Genomic DNA, 14,743 nt, shown 5'->3' with positions numbered 1-14,743 from the left:
GCCTTTGCCGATCTTGTTATGAATGATAATGGTTCATACAATGAACTATGTCAAATGCTTCTCTTCCAGCACGGCGTCGAGAACCGGGGTGATGCGGCGAACGACGGCATCGCGGTCCCAATCACGCTGATCGACCATGTCGGACCAGACTTCGATAACTTTGACGCCCGCCGCCTCCAGCGCCGCCTTTGCGTAAAGCGAGCCGTGGCCGGAAAAACGGTCATGCTGGGGGATGAGCATAAGAGCGACATCGATGCGATATTTCCGTGCCTGCTCGACCATCCAGGCATTGATCCAGGGCGGCTGATGCAACTGCTCATTCATGGCCGAAACGCGCGCGGCCAGCGCCCGGAGCGGATCGCCATTGCTGGCCCGACGATAGCCGTCAGCCGCAAAGGGCAGATACATCGACCAGACAAAGGCCGCGCCATGACTTTCTTCAAAGGCCGCGTAGAAACTTGTGTCGAACCAGAGTCCTGCCCCAATCCACATCATGCGGATCTTCTCGTCTTCAACGACTGACACGCCGGCTTCGACGCGCTCAGCCAGTTCATCGCGGAAACGCTGCGCGTGGTCGATTGCCCAATCCGAACCGCGATGCCATTGCGGGATCATGACATTGGGGATTTGCTCGGCGATGCGGATGGGACATTGCGGGGCGGTTGCGACGAGATCGCTCGCCTCTTCAAAAATGGCTTCCTGGCGGTCGATGGCGTCCATATAGCGCGCAAAGGCCTCGGGATCGAAACGCCGTCCCGTCAAAGCCTCGATGTCTGCGATCAAGGTTTCGAACTCACCCACCATCAGATCAAGGCGATCTGTGTGATAGAGCTCTTCCCAATCCACGCGCGCGCGGGACCACCATTCGGGGTCCGGGTCGGGAACTGCGGGTGCAGACAACAGGGTCAGATGCGCGCCCGTTTGTTCGGCCCAAAGCGAGAAAATCTTGCCATGATCGTCCGCACTGAGGCGGGCGCATAGCATGGCCGGTTTGGGCAGACCGCCCCAGGGTTGCCGCTCCGCATCGCCTTCCAGTTCGGCAATCAGGGGCAGGCTCGAATAGCGCGCCAGTCGCTCGTGGAAGCCCTCGGCCTGCATGTAGTCGAAATAATATTGGGAGAGCTGCTTGGCCGCGATCACTGCCGACCACCACTGATTGGTGACGATCGGCATGTCCATGGCATGAAAAAGCTCATGCGGCGTATCGGCATTGACGAAGGCATATTGCGTGCCCGACGTAATCTGGGTCCGCAATTGCTTGACCCAATTGCGCTGATAGTCGGTCGCTGCGGCCGTCGCCGCTAGGGGCTGATAGGTCACGGCGCGGCCTCCAAGGCTTGAACCAGCTTCTGTTCGGCCCCTGCCAGCCAGTCGGCATCCGGGCGGTGGTCTCGAAACCCGAGATGAACGAACCTGATCCCATGCGCCGCAAGCGCGGCTTTGAGCGCCGGGAGTTCCCAACCAAACGTGTCGTCGGTCTGTGCCAATTGGCAGACAACGAGATCACATTCGGCGGCAACGACGCGATCCACGAGCGATTGGCGGTGGTTTTGTGGCGGCACAATTCGGGGGCATGAAGGATCCCCGGACAATACGTCCAGCATCGCCTCAATGTCGGCCTTCTGCTCCCAGGCGCCGGGCCAGAACTGCCCATAGGCCTGCAGATCGGCGACTAGAACGCCGACGCGATCCAGCATCGCAAGGAAGCCAGGATCATCCACAGCAGAGCCGACAAGGCCCAGACGCGGCCCTGCCCTCTCTGCACGGTCGAAGTCGGCAACAGCGCGCTCCAGCAGCTCGGTATGCGCCGCAACGCTCATGAAACGGCCAGCATTGCGCCACTGCGTCGTCAACGCGCCCGGCACGGCCCTGGCAGCCTGGAGAAGCCCATCACGGCGCCTGGATAGCGCGGCCATTGCCGACATCGCCGCATCGCCGGGCCGGTCGAGACCAACCCGAACCAGAAAATTCACCAGCTTGTCACACTGGATGCGATTGAACTTTTGGGCCGCAACCGTGCGGGAATGCACAAGATTAAAAAGGAAGAGCGGTGGCGTTCCGACAGGAGCCCGCCCTTGCCGCACCCACTCGGTCGCATACTGATAGGCAGTCAGCGCCGCCGCATCGTCGCGCGCAAAAACCACCCCCGCCAGGCCATTGAAGTCGCCGAGGGCAAAGCGGTTGAGAAACACCCGCACCTCATGGTCCACGAAGGGCTCGATGACATCGCGCATCGGCTCGTTGTCTGGAGAAGCGCCGAAATTCACATGGATGCAGACGCTTCCGGCCGCCGCGACCAGTCCCTCGGGAACCCCGAGACCGAAAAGCCCGATCCGGGGCAAGCTTTCGCTATCCCCTAAGCGGTCCGCCGCAGCGCAAGCTGACTCCAGCAATTCTCCCGCTGCAGCAGTCTGTCCGATAACAGTCGTCACCACACGCCCTCTGTTTAGTTCACATTATGAACTATTGACGTTGTGTCAAGGGGCCGCGGCAGTTTGACTCGATCTGGTTTGCTCGATAGTCACCACCAGCCAGGGATGGGGACGACCATGACCGACCACGACACTGAGGACGCGAACAACGGCATGGAGCTGGGTTACCTTCTGGGTAACATTCCCTTCCTAACGCGTGCCCTTCGCGCTCACGTCCGCGCCGAAAATGCGGACTTTTACGCCGACGTCGGCGCCCAGCAGGGCGAAATTGTCGTCATCTGCCTGATCGGGCTCAATCCCGGCACATCGCAACAAGACGTCGCCTCAACGCTCGTGCTGAAGAAGTCTGCGGTCACCAAGGTGATCAAAGAACTTGAGGATCGCGGCATCGTGCGGCGCGAAAAAGTGGCCCAGGACAAACGCTATAATGCCCTGTTCCTGACTCCGGCCGGAGAAGAACGCTACTCGCGGATTCAGGCCCGCATGGCGGATCAGCATCAAGCGCTGATTGAACCGTTTTCCGAGGCTGAGCAGAAGCAGCTATTTGCCCTGCTCAATCGCCTGCTGGCGCACCTGATTAGCCGGAGCGACACGCGTCGCGCCAGCGGCGGCCTATCAGCAGAGGACGCTGACGACTGACGAAACCTTGACAAGACCACCCTCAATAGTTCATTTCCTGAACTATAAAGAGGAGGATGCGCCTTGGCTCAACCATTGGCTGGCGTCAGGATTGCCGATTTCAGTCACGTCATTGCCGGCCCCCTGGCAACGCATTTCCTGTGCCTGCTGGGCGCCGAGGTCATCAAGGTCGAACCGCCTACTGGCGATGTACTGCGCAATTATACGCAGAGACGCGAACTGCGCGGCATGGCCGAGCCCTTTATCGGCGCCAATGCGGGCAAGAAGTCCATTGTCCTAGATCTCAAATCCGACGCCGGCCGAGAGGCCGCGCGACGTCTGATCGGCACCAGCGACATTGTTGTCGAGAACTTCCGCCCCGGCGTCATTGATCGCCTGGGCCTAGGCTATGAGGCCCTGCGCAAGGACCACCCCAGCCTGATTTTTTGTTCGATTTCGGGTTATGGGCAGTCCGGCCCGATGCGCGATTATCCGGCCATCGACCAGATTATCCAATCCGTTTCAGGACTTATGAGTCTATCGGGCGAGCCGGACAGCGGTCCAATGCGCGTTGGCTTCCCCCTCGTCGATACCTATTCGGCGCTGCTCGCGGCCTTTGCCATCCAGTCGGCCTATATTCAGCGCGAGCGCGATCCGGAGCGCCGTGGTCAATATATCGACATGTCCATGCTGGATGCGTCGCTGGTGATGATGGCCTCGGTGGTCAATCCACTCGTCATTTCGGGCACCGAACCCGTGCGCACGGGCAATCGCGGTTTCTCCCTGGCGCCGACGGCCGATACATTCGAAACCAGCGACGCGCCCATTACCATCGGCGCCGTCCAGCAAAACCAGTATGAGCGCCTCTGCAAGGCGCTGGAGCGCCCCGACCTGATCGCTGATCCGCGCTTTGTCGATGGGGACAGCCGCATCGCGCACGACACCGCCTTGCAGGCGGAACTGGCGGCCGCCTTCAAGACCAGGACCGCTCTTGAATGGGAACAGATCCTGTCTGATGCTGGCGTCCCGGCGGGCGCTGTCCGCCCCCTCCGTGAAGTTCTGGACTTGCCGCAACTCAAGGACCGGGGCTTGCATCTCCCCATCGACGTGCCCAACGATGCGGTTGGCCGCACACATATTCTCAATGCCGGCTTCCGCTTCGAACATGACGGCCCCGGGATCGATGCACCGCCGCCCCTTCTTGGGCAGCACACCGATGAAATCCTTGCAGAACTTGGCTTGCGCACGCCCCAGCAGCCATAGCACCTGCCCTCCGCCATCTACCAACGGTCATGATCTGGCGCTAGACTTGCCCGGCACCAACCGGAGGGACCGGAAATGACCGCACGACTGAACCCTTATCTCGGCTTCCGCAATCAGGCCCGCGACGCGCTCAATTTCTATCAGAGTGTTTTCGGCGGCGAGTTGCAGCTGATGACCTTTGGCGAGAACGGCATGCAGGGCGACGAGGCCGATAAAATCATGCACGGGCAGCTCGAAACTGCCAAGGGCTTCACCCTGATGGCCTCCGACACGCCCCAGACGATGGACGTCGCGTCAAACAGCAATATCACCGTCTCGCTCAGCGGCGATGAGGAGGCCCTGCTCACCGGCTATTGGCACGGGCTAGCCAAGGGCGGTCAGATCAGTGAGCCATTGGTCAAAGCCCCCTGGGGCGACACCTTCGGCATGCTGACCGACCAGTTCGGCACGCGCTGGATGGTCAATATCACTGGTCAACACTAAGGCCCTGGCACTGGCCCTCCGCTCTCAGCGCCCCAACAGCAGGTCTCGCGCATCATTGATCTTGGCGGCAAGGAACTCCGAACCGCCATGGTCGGGATGAACCCCCTTCATCAATTCGCGATGCGCAGACTTGATGTCCTCATCGCTCGCTCCGGGCTTCAGGCCCAGCACAGCATAGGCCTCGCGCACTGCATCGCCGGCTGCACCATTTGAGGCGCCCTGCCCGGCGCCAGAGCCAGCGCCGCCCCCTGCGTCAGCCTCGGCGAAATATTCGCGCCAGCCGGCCCTGTTGGTATCGAGCCAACTCTCGAGCAAATTGACACTCTCGGCGTCCTGCCCAATCTCCTCGAACAGCGCCCGCGTTTCAGTTTCGCCCAGGTCCATTAGGTCCCAGCCGGCAAACTGGCCGTCGACCACCCGGCCGCCCAGCTCGCCGGTGTCGTGATCGAGTTCCATCGCCAGATAGCGGCTGCGCACCTTCGACACATTGCCGCTGCTCTGATCGCCAATGCTGTCGAACGAAAATCGTCCCAACCGCCCGCGCAACAGCACCGAGGCGGCCACCGCGCCAACGATCATGGCGATATCGATGCGCCGCAATAGCAGAGCGCCGATCGCAATCACCGCGGCAACCCCGCCCACAATCCAGCGCAGGGACTGCATCACCAGCCGCCGGTCCATATTGCGCAGCGCAAATACCAGCCAGAGCACGCCCAGCAGCCCCAGTGCGACCAGAAAAATCCAGCTCATCGTCCCTCGATCTGTGTCAGCAGCGCCCGCGCTGCCCCGCTTGACTGCAGCTTCAAATGCGCCCGGCCGCCGCTGGCATAGGCCGCCACCGCCTTGAGCAGGTCTGCCAATTGCTGCGGGGCGCTGCTGTCGAAGCGCGCATAGGCGCCTTTGGACAACCGCGCGAACTCCCGGAACGCCGCCTCGACCCTGGAATCGCGCCCCTCCTGGAACACAAACAGCGGCAAGCCCATCAGCCCCAGTTCCCCAGCCTTGGCGCATAGGGCATCGACACTTTCTTCTATGGCGTCACCCACATAGACCACGGCGTGAATGCGCCGCTTGCGGTGCTCATCCCGGGCATGGGCTAGCACCTTGCCGATCTGGGTATTGCCCCCCTGGCAGGCAATAGTGCTCATCAACCGCGCCAACGCCGCTGCATCAAGCACCCACTTGGACGCCCGGCATTCGCCGAGCCCCCGGAAGTAGATCAGTTGCACCTGCAACGCGCTATCCTTCGGGATTGCCTGGAACATACCGGCCTGTAGGCTCATCGCCATATCCCAGGTCGGCTGCCGGCTCATGGTGGCATCCATGGCAAACAACAGGCGCCCGTCCTCGTCGGCATTGGGCCGTGCCAATTGCCCCACCTTTTTCACAAAGGCAGCGACCTCGTCCCGAACTTCGCCCTGCGGCGCCACGGCGTCTCCTCGCCGGGTCGGATTTTTCTCACTCATTGTTTGAATATGTGGCCCCCCGGCCGCCGCGGCAAGGCAGGCGTCCACGCGCCTCGATAAATTTCACTTGCTCGTGTCGAACAGCCGGCGCTCCATCCGTCGTGCTGGTGAATTCCTGCAAGGAGGGACCTTCCAATGGAACGACACTACGGCTGGGTGATTGTCGCTGCTGGCGCAGTCATCACCTGTCTGGCCATGGGCGCCATGTTTGCCCTACCCGTTTATCTCCAGCCCATGGCCGATGAGACCGGCTGGACCCGCGCCGGCATTTCGGGCGCCATGACCGTGGGCTTCATCGTCATGGGCGTCGCAGGCTTCTTCTGGGGCACGCTGACCGACCGTATCGGCGCTCGACCGGTCATCCTGACCGCCGCCCTTTTGCTGGGCCTCGGCCTCTTCATCGCCAGCCGCGCCACCGACCTCTTGGTTTTCCAGTTTGCCTATGGCGGTCTCGTCGGCGCCTCTGGCGGCGCTTTCTTCGCCCCGCTGATCGCCACCACGCTAGGCTGGTTCGACAAAAACCGGAGCCTGGCGGTGTCGCTGGTGTCTCTGGGCGGAGGCATCGCCCCCATGACCATCACCCCGCTGGCCACCGTGCTCATCGAGAACTTCGGCTGGCGCGACGCCATGATGATGACGGCCATTGTCGCCACCTGCCTTATAGTTCCGGCCGCTTTCCTGATCCGCCGGGCACCCGAAGCCATGGTTGAGGCACCTAGTCCCGCCAGCGACGTGGTCCCCGCCGAACCGCGTCCAGGCAATATGGCCGCCATTTTCCGCAAGCCGCAGTTTTTCGTGCTGGCCGGGGTGTTTTTCCTCTGCTGCGGCGCCCATTCGGGCCCGATCTTTCACACCGTCAGTTATGCCATGCTCTGTGGCGCCTCGGCGCTGGCCGCCGCCAGTATTTATAGCGTCGAAGGTTTCGCGGGCCTCTTTGGCCGCCTGATCTTCGCCATGCTTGCCGACCGCATTGGCGTCAAGCGCGTCATTGTCGGCGGCCTCCTGCTGCAGGCCGTCGGCATCTATAGTTATATCTATGTCAGCGAATTGACCCACTTCTACATGCTGGCCGTGGTGCTGGGCCTCGTTTATGGCGGCGTCATGCCCCTATATTCCGTGTTGGCGCGCGACTATTTCGGCCCCAAGGTCCTTGGCACGGTCTTGGGCGGCATTACCATGACCTCGTCCATCGGCATGGCCTTCGGACCCTTGGGTGGTGGCTATCTCTTCGATACCTTTGGCGACTACCACTGGCTCTATGTCGCCTCGGCGGCGGTGGGCTTGGCCGGGGCCATGCTTGCGCTGGCCTTTCCGCCCAAGACTGAAGAGCCTACTCCGACAGCCGCGCTGCCAGCGTAGGCGAAACTTGGGGGTCCTCCGATCAGGCGGGGCTGGCCACGGCCGCCTCGCCACCGTCCCCTTCATCGTCATCATTCTTGCCCGCCGCATAGGCTGCCGACAGGTCCCGATAGTAGCGGGAGTTGAAGGCTATGATGGTGACGATGAGCCCGATGACGCCGGCCACGGTGAAGACCAGCGCCATGCCTCGATCCGCCCCGGTCCCGAACCAGCCGCCGATGGCATCGGCTCCTGCCCCGTCGGTCATGAACGGGATGACCACGAACTGGGTCAATGGCCCGATCAGGAAGGCCGTCAGCGGCGAAGCCGATTGTTCCACTGACTGGGCAAAGCCAAAAACTCGCCCCTGGCGCTCGAGCGGCACCACCTTCTGCAGCGTCGTGTGCTCTGCCGCCTCGGCATAGGGCGCCAGGAACATCCAGACGAAGCATCCCGCCACCAGCAGCCAATAGGAGGAGACTACTGTAAAGACGCAGCAGACCGACCAGGTAATGACATTGACCATCAGCAATGTGCGCAGGGGATTCTTGCCCAGCCCCGTCTTGGCAATGATGATGCCGGAGAGGATGAATGCCGTCGACAAGGCGCCAAAAGTCAGGCCCCAGATTTCCACCGGCACCAGTGACAGGCCATAGGCGTCGAGCAGCGCCATGAACACGCCGCCCAGGAAATTGTTGAAACAGGCGAAGAAGATCAGGGCGAAAAGCCCCGGCACCGCCCCTATCACCGCAATCGTGCCGGCAATATCCACCCGCTTGGGTTCAGCTGGCGCATCGGCGCTCGGTTCAACCCGACCTTCATCGATTTGGACGAAGAACAGGTGTACCAACACCAGTACGGTTGCAACCAGGGCAAAGACCATCACACCCAGCATGCCCGTATAGGCAACCATGAAGCCGGAAATGACCGAGGTGGTCAGGAAGCCTATGCCTGAAACCATGCCTACAAGGCCGTTGGCCTTGTCGCGATTGTCTTCGGGAATGAGAATGGTCACCAGCGTCGGCAGGGCAATCGAACGGATATTGCCGACAATGACCCCCAGCATGACGACCAGGATGAAGGCCCAGAGATAGGGCCCATAGGGATTGGCAAAGGCTCCTTCTGGTTCGAACAGGATCAGGGCGAGGCCGATCACATAGAGCACGCCCGAGACGAAGCTCGACCCGATCATCGCCAGTTTCTTGGGATTGTGATCGACAATGGCTCCGAACCAGATGCCGAAGCCTGCTGTGAACACCAGGTAGATGCCTGCAATCATGCCCGTGGCAAACACCGACTGGGTCTCGAGGAACACCCAGAATGTGACCGCGAACCACACTGTGAAATTGGTGACGTTGGCGACGAGATTATTGGCCAGTATTCGATGAAACGGCTTCATGGGAATAGTCCGATCCTTGGCTTTGCACCCACCCTATGGGCCGGCGCTGCGATGCTCAATTGCTAAACTGGAGCGAAGACAACCCGTGTCAGGGTCGACCTGAGCGATGCTTTGGGCCAACGCCCACAAATGCCCGTCAGGACGGCAAAACGCACCGCCCGACGTGATCGACCCAGATATCGTCAACAACGCCCGAGGGCCGCATCGATAATCGGCACAAACGGGTCACGACGTCAAAATGAGCTGGGGTCGTTGGCAAACTCTCCTGCAATCTGTCACCCCGACGATTGAGCAGTGCTGACTTCGACAGCAGAACCCACTCAAGTCATGGCGCCCATGCGCCCTGCGACACGCAACATTTACTATCCATCAACCATAGGCGCGCAGGCTCTTTCCCGTATCCGTTATCAGGGAGTGCTGCGATGCACGAACAGATCCAAAGTCGTGCCTACGCCTTGTGGGAAGCCGATGGTCGTCCCGAAGGACAGGACCAGACCTACTGGTTCAAGGCGGTGAGCGAAATTGCCGCCGAAGCCGCCAAAACCATCAAACCGCCGCGCAAGCGCACGCCTCGCGTGAAAAAGGCCGCCTGAGGCGGCCTGATGCTTGCCTGAAATTGGTCGCGCCTACCACATGCGCGGCCAATAAAGGTCATTGGCATAGTCACTTGGAATGGGCGAAAGCCGGGACAGCGCCTGTGCGGCCAGATCGATCTGCTGGCACATCTGCACGATGTGATCGGGCACCGGGCGGTCGGTGACATATTGGCGCAATTGCCATTCATCGAGCTTGAGCAAGCCTTTTCGGCGCCGTGCCTCGTTCTCGACTTCCCCAGGATCAATGAACCGGTCCTGGCCGTTGGCGACACCTTCCGGCTCGCTCCACTCACGCGTATCCCTGATGACTGCAAAGCGCATTTCTTGCGTACCCACTGGCCGTCGGCATCCTGCCTGGCCAGCTTTCAGCCTAACCCAGTCTTGGTTACGGAACAGAAAATGAGCGCTTGGCCCTTGCCGCTCAAATGCTAATCTACGCCCCATGTCGATCCTTTATGTCATGGCCGCCGAAGCCGAGTTCGGTCCCTATCTGCGTGCCCGAATTCAGCCGGTGATCATCGGCGTTGGTCCGGTGGAGGCCGCCGTCAACACGACACGCGCCCTGTCGGATCGTCGAAGCGATCTGCCCCGCTTGGTGGTGTCGCTTGGCTCCGCAGGGTCTCGGACGCTCGAGCAGTGCGGCGTCTATCAGGCCGTCTCGGTGAGCTATCGCGACATGGACGCTTCGGCGCTGGGATTTCCCCGCGGTGTAACGCCCTTCCTAGACTTGCCGGCGACGCTTCCTCTGGCTCCTGCCATCCCTGGGCTGCAAACAGCAACCCTCTCCACCGGCGCCAATATTGTCTCGGGCGCCGCTTATGACGTCATCCCCGAAGACATGGTGGACATGGAAACCTTCGCGGTGCTCCGCGCCTGCCAGTCGTTCAACGTGCCCTTGCTGGCCCTTCGCGGCATTTCAGACGGCAAGACGGAGATCGGCCAAATGGCGGACTGGACGCAATATCTGCATATCATCGACGAGAAACTGGCGGCAGCAGTCGACCAGATCGAAGCGCACGTCTTGGCGATCTGAGCCTATTTCCCGTCACGCTTGCGGTCACGGCGTGATCTCTGCCAACGCGTCCACCAACGGCCGCCGCGCAGCACCGCCGTATTCACCGGCCCCTGCAGAAAGATCAGGTCGACCGCCAGCAGCAATAGGCCCAGTGGCAACATCCAGATGCCGAGCACCGGCAGGAAGCTGAAAATGCCGCCCAGCACCAACAGCACGCCCAAGGGAATGCGCACCCAGCGCGCTTCGGGACGGCGCACGCGGGCCAGCCAGCCGGCAGCCAACTTTGGGATACTGCGTTCCAACCGGTCAAACAGCCGGTTTAACCGGTCAGCGCTCTTGCTCATGGAAACTCCCTCTCCCTGCACTAGATGGCAATGGCATGGCGCAGTTCAAGACCACGGAACCCCTTGGTTGCTCCCCCGTTGATCCGCAAACAAGGAGCGTCCCATGTCCATTGCTACAGTTCTCAGCCAACTCGGCATTCCACGTCACGATCCGCATAGCCTGGAAGCTCAGTTGCACGCCATGCGGCGTGACGTCCAGCGCATAGGCAAGGCCCTGTCACGACAGGCCAGCCACCATACCGAGGGGTGGAATGATCATCTCTCCGATTTTGGACGCGAGGCCGCCCATCACACTGCTCACCTGGCTGAAATCGCCGGCACCCAGGCAATGCGCGGCGCGATCATGGTGCGGCATGATCCGCTTCCGGCACTGGCTGTGATCGGCACCGGCCTGCTGCTGGCGCGCCTGCTCAGTCGCAGGTAACGCTCCATTTACCCTTCCGCTGAGGCTTTCCTTAAGCCTGAGCGCGCATTTTCGGGCCAAGCGACCTTTCCGCCACAGCCCGGAGTGCATCCATGCGCGCCCACAGCAAAATCCTTCTGCGCTTTGCAGCCATGGCCATCCTGGCATCCAGCCTTGGAGGCTGCAGTTTCCTTGGCATGAACATCGGCTTGGGCCAGATGAGCGAGAAGGAATGCATGATGCGCGCCATGTATTTTGAATCCAACCGATCCAGCGCCGATGGCATGCTGGCCGTCGGCACTGTGGTCATGAACCGCAAGAATGACCCACGTTACCCAAAATCCGTCTGCGGCGTGGTGGGCCAGAAAAACCAGTTTGCCCAAGGCGTACTCAGCCGTCCAATGACCGATAGTGGTGCCATACTGGCCTCGCAGGTTGCCGAACAGGTGCTCCGCGGCGCCCGCCATCCTGGTGTGCAGGACGCCCAGCATTTCCACACCGCGGGCCTGCGTTTCCCCTACAACAACATGTTCTATGTGCTCGAAGCGGGCGGCAACGAGTTCTACGAAAAGCGCGACCCGCGCAGCGGGCGTCTGCTCTAGGCGCTAGAACTCGCCGCCGATATCAAAGCCACCCCAGTCGTCGCCACCGCTTTCGAAACTCTCGTCAGCTGCGGGCTCATCGGCAACATCAGCCTGGCCCTCATCCGCGACGGCCGCGCCACTAAACATCCCGGCAATCACTGAACCCAGCAACAAGCCGCCGCTGACGCCAAGAGCCGTCTGGGCCGCGCCAGCCAGGAAGCCGCCGCCATCCTGGCGATCCCACGGTCCGGGCCGACGCCGCACTTCGCGATTTGGCGGCTCATCGCCAAAGACGCTGCCCAGAAACCCCGAGCGTCCGCGTTCGGCCTGTTCTTCGAGTTCGGCCAGGCGCGTCTGTTGGTCCCGCAGGGCCGCCTCTTGCACGATTATGGCCTGGGCCATGTAATAGGCAGCCGCTGGATGCTCAGACAATTTTTGTCGGATCAGCGCCTCGGCCTCGGCATCGCGTGGCCCGCTATTGCCCTCGACGCGCCGAAGCCGTGCGAACAGGTCCTCGATTGCGCGTTCATCTTCTGCTCTGAGCATGGCCATCTCCGTTGTTTGCAACAAGGACATGGGGAGCATCTGGCCCTGGCACAAGGATCAGCGTCGCGTTTGCTGCAACACATAGCCAATGACGACGGCGATGGCGTCATAGAGTTCAAGCGGAATGGTTTCATCCAGCTCCACCCCGCTCAGGGCTTCGGCCAGCACCGGATTGGTCTCGATCACCACGCCGTTTTCAGCGGCCAGCGCAACGATTTTCTCGGCCACCAGGCCCCTGCCCTTGGCGACGACCCGCGGCGCTTCCTTGGAGCCCTTTTCATACTGCAGCGCCACTGCCAGCGCCCGCGCGCGGATTTCATCGTCGCTCATCGCCGCGCATCCACATAGTGTCCGGCCTGTCCGGATGGCTGAGCCTGTTGTTCCGCAGGCGCGCCGGAGCGCACCACGATCGCGCCCGCGATCAGCCCAACCTCGGCAAGAGCTTGGCGCAAGCCATCAACGGCTTCGGCCAGCGACCGGGCCGTCTCAGGGTCATCGGCCCACAGCAAGACACTGGTATTCTTGGCTCGCAGCGAAATCTGCGCCCCGACTTCACCGCGTTCCGCAAGATTGATCGCAAACCGCACCTGCCAACCGCGATCCTCGGGCCGCTCCGCCTCCTTCTCGGCATCGCGATGGATTTGCATCTGCAGCAAATGCTGCTGTCCTCCAACCACCACCGGCAGGTCGAGGCTCCACTGCGCGTCCTGCCGGGCCGAGTTGGGGTCCGGCAGCGAGGCGTTCTGGTGCAGGCGGACACGCGACAGCGCCGCCTCGGTACGCTCGAGCAACAGCTTACCCACCTCAACGGGATCATCCGGCATGTCCGGCGGCACCCCATCGCCGGTCCGGGCCCTCGGAATATGCCCGCGCAAGGGCGGAGCCACCGCCGAGAGTTGCGCAACCGGCGCCTGATTGCCTAGCCATGCACCAAGGCTCTGACGCAGCCCAAGGAGCGCGCTCTTGGTATCACCGACGGCTGCCTGCCCCTGGCCGGCCGCCAGCAACGCCTCTTGGAACACTCCGGAGCGCTGCACCGCCGCCTTGATCACGGCGCCGCCAAGCCGAACCCCATCGAGTGGCACCCGCGCCGCCAGCACCTGCTGCGCAGCCTTCACCACTGGCTCCGGCAGCGCCACCTTACCAGCGATGGCGGTCAAAGCCGTGGTCAGCCCCACGATGCTGTCCTGACGCGGCAGCGATTGCTGCACCATCTGCGCCAGCGCCGCCTGCGGCGTTACAGCGGGCGTTGTCGGCGTAATAGGCGCAGCCGGGGTCGGGCCTGCAGGTGCCTGCGTCGGCACACCAGGCATATTGGTCGAGGGTGCATGTTGTCCGGTGGTACTGGACGACACGGTCGACGCCACAGGGGACAAGACCGGGGCCGCCACCCGGCTTACACTCGTCACCTGAGATGGACCGGCGATTGGCGCCGCCACCGCATAGGGAATTTCGGGACGGCCACCGGCAATGCCGGGCGCCGCTGCCGCCACAGGCGCCACGACTGTCGGCATAGCCGTTGGCGAACTGGGACCCGAACCGGCAGGCGGCGCTGGCGCTGCGCCAGAAACGGGAAGCAGCGGCGCGCTGGCCGCCGGCATGCCCGGCTGCACATTGGCTGCCGAAGCACTGCTCACCGCTCCTGACGCTACGGACGCGCCGGGCGTGGCCGCAGGTGTTGATGAATCAATGGCCGCGCCTTGAGGCGGGACAACGCTCGCAGGGGGCGCCGGCGTCACCAGCGCGCCAACATTCGTCGACGCGACAGGTACCACGCCAGTCGACGCAACAGCGTTTGTTACCCCGCCGGGCGTCGATGCGGGCGATGGTGAAATCGACCCCGGCGCAATCCCCGGGGCGCCCTGCCCAGGTGGAGTCGATGCCAGGGGCTGGTTGAGCGAAGGGCTGGAAAGAGCCGCAGCCGAAAGCTGCACCGAAGTTGCCGGCGCCAGGACTGCGCCCCCTTGCGGCGGAATGATGTTCGCCGTGGGGGGACGGGCCGCCACCAGAGCCAGTCGGAGCTGTCCATCGGCCTGCTGGACCGAGAGAGTCAGGGTCGTCCCGACAGGCTGCCCCTCAGGCAAGGCCAGGTTCAGCACCTGGCGCCCGATCTGCACCTGCGTCGTGCCATTGCTGGACTGGCTGAGGACCCGCGCCTCGACTGTCTGCCCGGCCGCCTGCGCCAGCGCGCGCAAACTTGCACTGGCTTGTGCCAGTGGGATAGGCGGAAGCTGGGACGTAATGCTCATCAGCCGG

General features: G+C 62.3%; 18 protein-coding genes. 8 read left to right on the top strand and 10 right to left on the bottom strand.

What is annotated here, in order from left to right:
* Positions 1–45: 45 nt before the first annotated feature.
* Positions 46–1,320: a 2-hydroxyacyl-CoA dehydratase family protein gene (locus NIM87_RS01160; protein WP_254672801.1), complete on the bottom strand. Its 1,275-nt coding sequence runs from the start codon at positions 1,318–1,320 to the stop codon at positions 46–48.
* Positions 1,317–2,432 carry a 2-hydroxyacyl-CoA dehydratase family protein gene (locus NIM87_RS01155; RefSeq protein WP_254672800.1) on the bottom strand — a complete coding sequence of 372 codons (1,116 nt, stop codon included), beginning with the start codon at positions 2,430–2,432 and terminating at the stop codon, positions 1,317–1,319. The genes NIM87_RS01160 and NIM87_RS01155 overlap by 4 nt, the downstream gene beginning before the upstream one ends.
* A 117-nt stretch (positions 2,433–2,549) precedes the next feature.
* On the opposite strand from NIM87_RS01155, the gene NIM87_RS01150 reads away from it, so the two are divergent.
* The 3 genes from NIM87_RS01150 to NIM87_RS01140 all read left to right on the top strand — a co-directional run bounded on the left by NIM87_RS01150 (position 2,550) and on the right by NIM87_RS01140 (position 4,796).
* Positions 2,550–3,071: a MarR family winged helix-turn-helix transcriptional regulator gene (locus NIM87_RS01150; RefSeq protein WP_254672799.1), complete on the top strand. Its 522-nt coding sequence runs from the start codon at positions 2,550–2,552 to the stop codon at positions 3,069–3,071.
* A 63-nt stretch (positions 3,072–3,134) separates the two neighbouring features.
* Positions 3,135–4,313 (top strand): CaiB/BaiF CoA transferase family protein, encoded by a 1,179-nt coding sequence (locus NIM87_RS01145; protein ID WP_254672798.1) that lies wholly within the window; start codon positions 3,135–3,137, stop codon positions 4,311–4,313.
* A 75-nt stretch (positions 4,314–4,388) separates the two neighbouring features.
* Positions 4,389–4,796 (top strand): VOC family protein, encoded by a 408-nt coding sequence (locus tag NIM87_RS01140; RefSeq protein WP_254672797.1) that lies wholly within the window; start codon positions 4,389–4,391, stop codon positions 4,794–4,796.
* Between the two features lie 24 nt (positions 4,797–4,820).
* On the opposite strand, the gene NIM87_RS01135 is transcribed toward NIM87_RS01140, so the two are convergent.
* Both NIM87_RS01135 and NIM87_RS01130 read right to left on the bottom strand, forming a co-directional pair.
* Positions 4,821–5,546, bottom strand: coding sequence for a DnaJ domain-containing protein (locus tag NIM87_RS01135; RefSeq protein WP_254672796.1), 726 nt, complete (start codon positions 5,544–5,546; stop codon positions 4,821–4,823).
* Positions 5,543–6,262 (bottom strand): VWA domain-containing protein, encoded by a 720-nt coding sequence (locus NIM87_RS01130; RefSeq protein WP_254672795.1) that lies wholly within the window; start codon positions 6,260–6,262, stop codon positions 5,543–5,545. The genes NIM87_RS01135 and NIM87_RS01130 overlap by 4 nt, the downstream gene beginning before the upstream one ends.
* A gap of 135 nt (positions 6,263–6,397) precedes the next feature.
* Between NIM87_RS01130 and NIM87_RS01125 the strand changes: the two genes are divergently transcribed.
* Positions 6,398–7,621 carry an MFS transporter gene (locus NIM87_RS01125; RefSeq protein WP_254672794.1) on the top strand — a complete coding sequence of 408 codons (1,224 nt, stop codon included), beginning with the start codon at positions 6,398–6,400 and terminating at the stop codon, positions 7,619–7,621.
* Positions 7,622–7,643: 22 nt separating this feature from the next.
* On the opposite strand, the gene NIM87_RS01120 is transcribed toward NIM87_RS01125, so the two are convergent.
* A complete protein-coding gene (locus NIM87_RS01120; protein ID WP_254672793.1) occupies positions 7,644–8,999 on the bottom strand; it encodes an MFS transporter in 1,356 nt (451 codons plus the stop codon).
* Between the two features lie 422 nt (positions 9,000–9,421).
* Here NIM87_RS01120 and NIM87_RS01115 point away from each other — a divergent pair, with 422 nt between their 5' ends.
* Positions 9,422–9,592 carry a DUF2934 domain-containing protein gene (locus tag NIM87_RS01115; RefSeq protein WP_254672792.1) on the top strand — a complete coding sequence of 57 codons (171 nt, stop codon included), beginning with the start codon at positions 9,422–9,424 and terminating at the stop codon, positions 9,590–9,592.
* Between the two features lie 33 nt (positions 9,593–9,625).
* Here the strand turns inward: NIM87_RS01115 and NIM87_RS01110 are convergent, their stop codons facing one another.
* On the bottom strand, positions 9,626–9,931 hold the full coding sequence (locus NIM87_RS01110) for a hypothetical protein (protein ID WP_254672791.1): 306 nt from the start codon (positions 9,929–9,931) through the stop codon (positions 9,626–9,628).
* Positions 9,932–10,037: 106 nt separating this feature from the next.
* Between NIM87_RS01110 and NIM87_RS01105 the strand changes: the two genes are divergently transcribed.
* The gene (locus NIM87_RS01105) at positions 10,038–10,628 is read left to right on the top strand and encodes a 5'-methylthioadenosine/S-adenosylhomocysteine nucleosidase (protein WP_254672790.1); all 591 of its coding nucleotides are present in this window, start codon (positions 10,038–10,040) and stop codon (positions 10,626–10,628) included.
* A 2-nt stretch (positions 10,629–10,630) separates the two neighbouring features.
* On the opposite strand, the gene NIM87_RS01100 is transcribed toward NIM87_RS01105, so the two are convergent.
* Positions 10,631–10,954: a hypothetical protein gene (locus NIM87_RS01100; protein WP_254672789.1), complete on the bottom strand. Its 324-nt coding sequence runs from the start codon at positions 10,952–10,954 to the stop codon at positions 10,631–10,633.
* Positions 10,955–11,057: 103 nt separating this feature from the next.
* On the opposite strand from NIM87_RS01100, the gene NIM87_RS01095 reads away from it, so the two are divergent.
* A complete protein-coding gene (locus tag NIM87_RS01095) occupies positions 11,058–11,378 on the top strand; it encodes a hypothetical protein (RefSeq protein WP_254672788.1) in 321 nt (106 codons plus the stop codon).
* A 92-nt stretch (positions 11,379–11,470) separates the two neighbouring features.
* Positions 11,471–11,959 (top strand): cell wall hydrolase, encoded by a 489-nt coding sequence (locus tag NIM87_RS01090; RefSeq protein WP_254672787.1) that lies wholly within the window; start codon positions 11,471–11,473, stop codon positions 11,957–11,959.
* A 3-nt stretch (positions 11,960–11,962) separates the two neighbouring features.
* On the opposite strand, the gene NIM87_RS01085 is transcribed toward NIM87_RS01090, so the two are convergent.
* From NIM87_RS01085 to fliK, 3 genes are read right to left on the bottom strand one after another with little or no spacing between them, the layout of a single operon-like run.
* Positions 11,963–12,487, bottom strand: a complete 525-nt coding sequence (locus NIM87_RS01085; RefSeq protein ID WP_254672786.1) for a DUF2076 domain-containing protein — start codon at positions 12,485–12,487, stop codon at positions 11,963–11,965.
* 57 nt (positions 12,488–12,544) lie between these two features.
* Positions 12,545–12,817, bottom strand: coding sequence for an EscU/YscU/HrcU family type III secretion system export apparatus switch protein (locus tag NIM87_RS01080; RefSeq protein ID WP_254672785.1), 273 nt, complete (start codon positions 12,815–12,817; stop codon positions 12,545–12,547).
* A complete protein-coding gene (fliK, locus tag NIM87_RS01075) occupies positions 12,814–14,736 on the bottom strand; it encodes a flagellar hook-length control protein FliK (protein WP_254672784.1) in 1,923 nt (640 codons plus the stop codon). The genes NIM87_RS01080 and fliK overlap by 4 nt, the downstream gene beginning before the upstream one ends.
* Positions 14,737–14,743 lie beyond the last annotated feature (7 nt).

Origin of the sequence: Devosia ureilytica, assembly GCF_024273195.1 — a bacterium.
Classification (GTDB): Bacteria; Pseudomonadota; Alphaproteobacteria; order Rhizobiales; family Devosiaceae; genus Devosia; species Devosia ureilytica.
Note: the sequence above shows the minus strand (reverse complement) of the source record. Positions and strands in the feature narration are given on the sequence as shown.

What these genes read in the sequence shown, in the direction of transcription:
- NIM87_RS01150 (WP_254672799.1), top strand. Translation starts at nt 2,550, where the DNA reads ATGACCGACCACGACACTGAGGACGCGAACAACGGCATGGAGCTGGGT.
- NIM87_RS01140 (WP_254672797.1), top strand. Translation starts at nt 4,389, where the DNA reads ATGACCGCACGACTGAACCCTTATCTCGGCTTCCGCAATCAGGCCCGC.
- NIM87_RS01135 (WP_254672796.1), bottom strand. Translation starts at nt 5,546, where the DNA reads ATGAGCTGGATTTTTCTGGTCGCACTGGGGCTGCTGGGCGTGCTCTGG.
- NIM87_RS01130 (WP_254672795.1), bottom strand. Translation starts at nt 6,262, where the DNA reads ATGAGTGAGAAAAATCCGACCCGGCGAGGAGACGCCGTGGCGCCGCAG.
- NIM87_RS01125 (WP_254672794.1), top strand. Translation starts at nt 6,398, where the DNA reads ATGGAACGACACTACGGCTGGGTGATTGTCGCTGCTGGCGCAGTCATC.
- NIM87_RS01120 (WP_254672793.1), bottom strand. Translation starts at nt 8,999, where the DNA reads ATGAAGCCGTTTCATCGAATACTGGCCAATAATCTCGTCGCCAACGTC.
- NIM87_RS01115 (WP_254672792.1), top strand. Translation starts at nt 9,422, where the DNA reads ATGCACGAACAGATCCAAAGTCGTGCCTACGCCTTGTGGGAAGCCGAT.
- NIM87_RS01105 (WP_254672790.1), top strand. Translation starts at nt 10,038, where the DNA reads ATGTCGATCCTTTATGTCATGGCCGCCGAAGCCGAGTTCGGTCCCTAT.
- NIM87_RS01100 (WP_254672789.1), bottom strand. Translation starts at nt 10,954, where the DNA reads ATGAGCAAGAGCGCTGACCGGTTAAACCGGCTGTTTGACCGGTTGGAA.
- NIM87_RS01095 (WP_254672788.1), top strand. Translation starts at nt 11,058, where the DNA reads ATGTCCATTGCTACAGTTCTCAGCCAACTCGGCATTCCACGTCACGAT.
- NIM87_RS01090 (WP_254672787.1), top strand. Translation starts at nt 11,471, where the DNA reads ATGCGCGCCCACAGCAAAATCCTTCTGCGCTTTGCAGCCATGGCCATC.
- NIM87_RS01085 (WP_254672786.1), bottom strand. Translation starts at nt 12,487, where the DNA reads ATGCTCAGAGCAGAAGATGAACGCGCAATCGAGGACCTGTTCGCACGG.
- NIM87_RS01080 (WP_254672785.1), bottom strand. Translation starts at nt 12,817, where the DNA reads ATGAGCGACGATGAAATCCGCGCGCGGGCGCTGGCAGTGGCGCTGCAG.
- fliK (WP_254672784.1), bottom strand. Translation starts at nt 14,736, where the DNA reads ATGAGCATTACGTCCCAGCTTCCGCCTATCCCACTGGCACAAGCCAGT.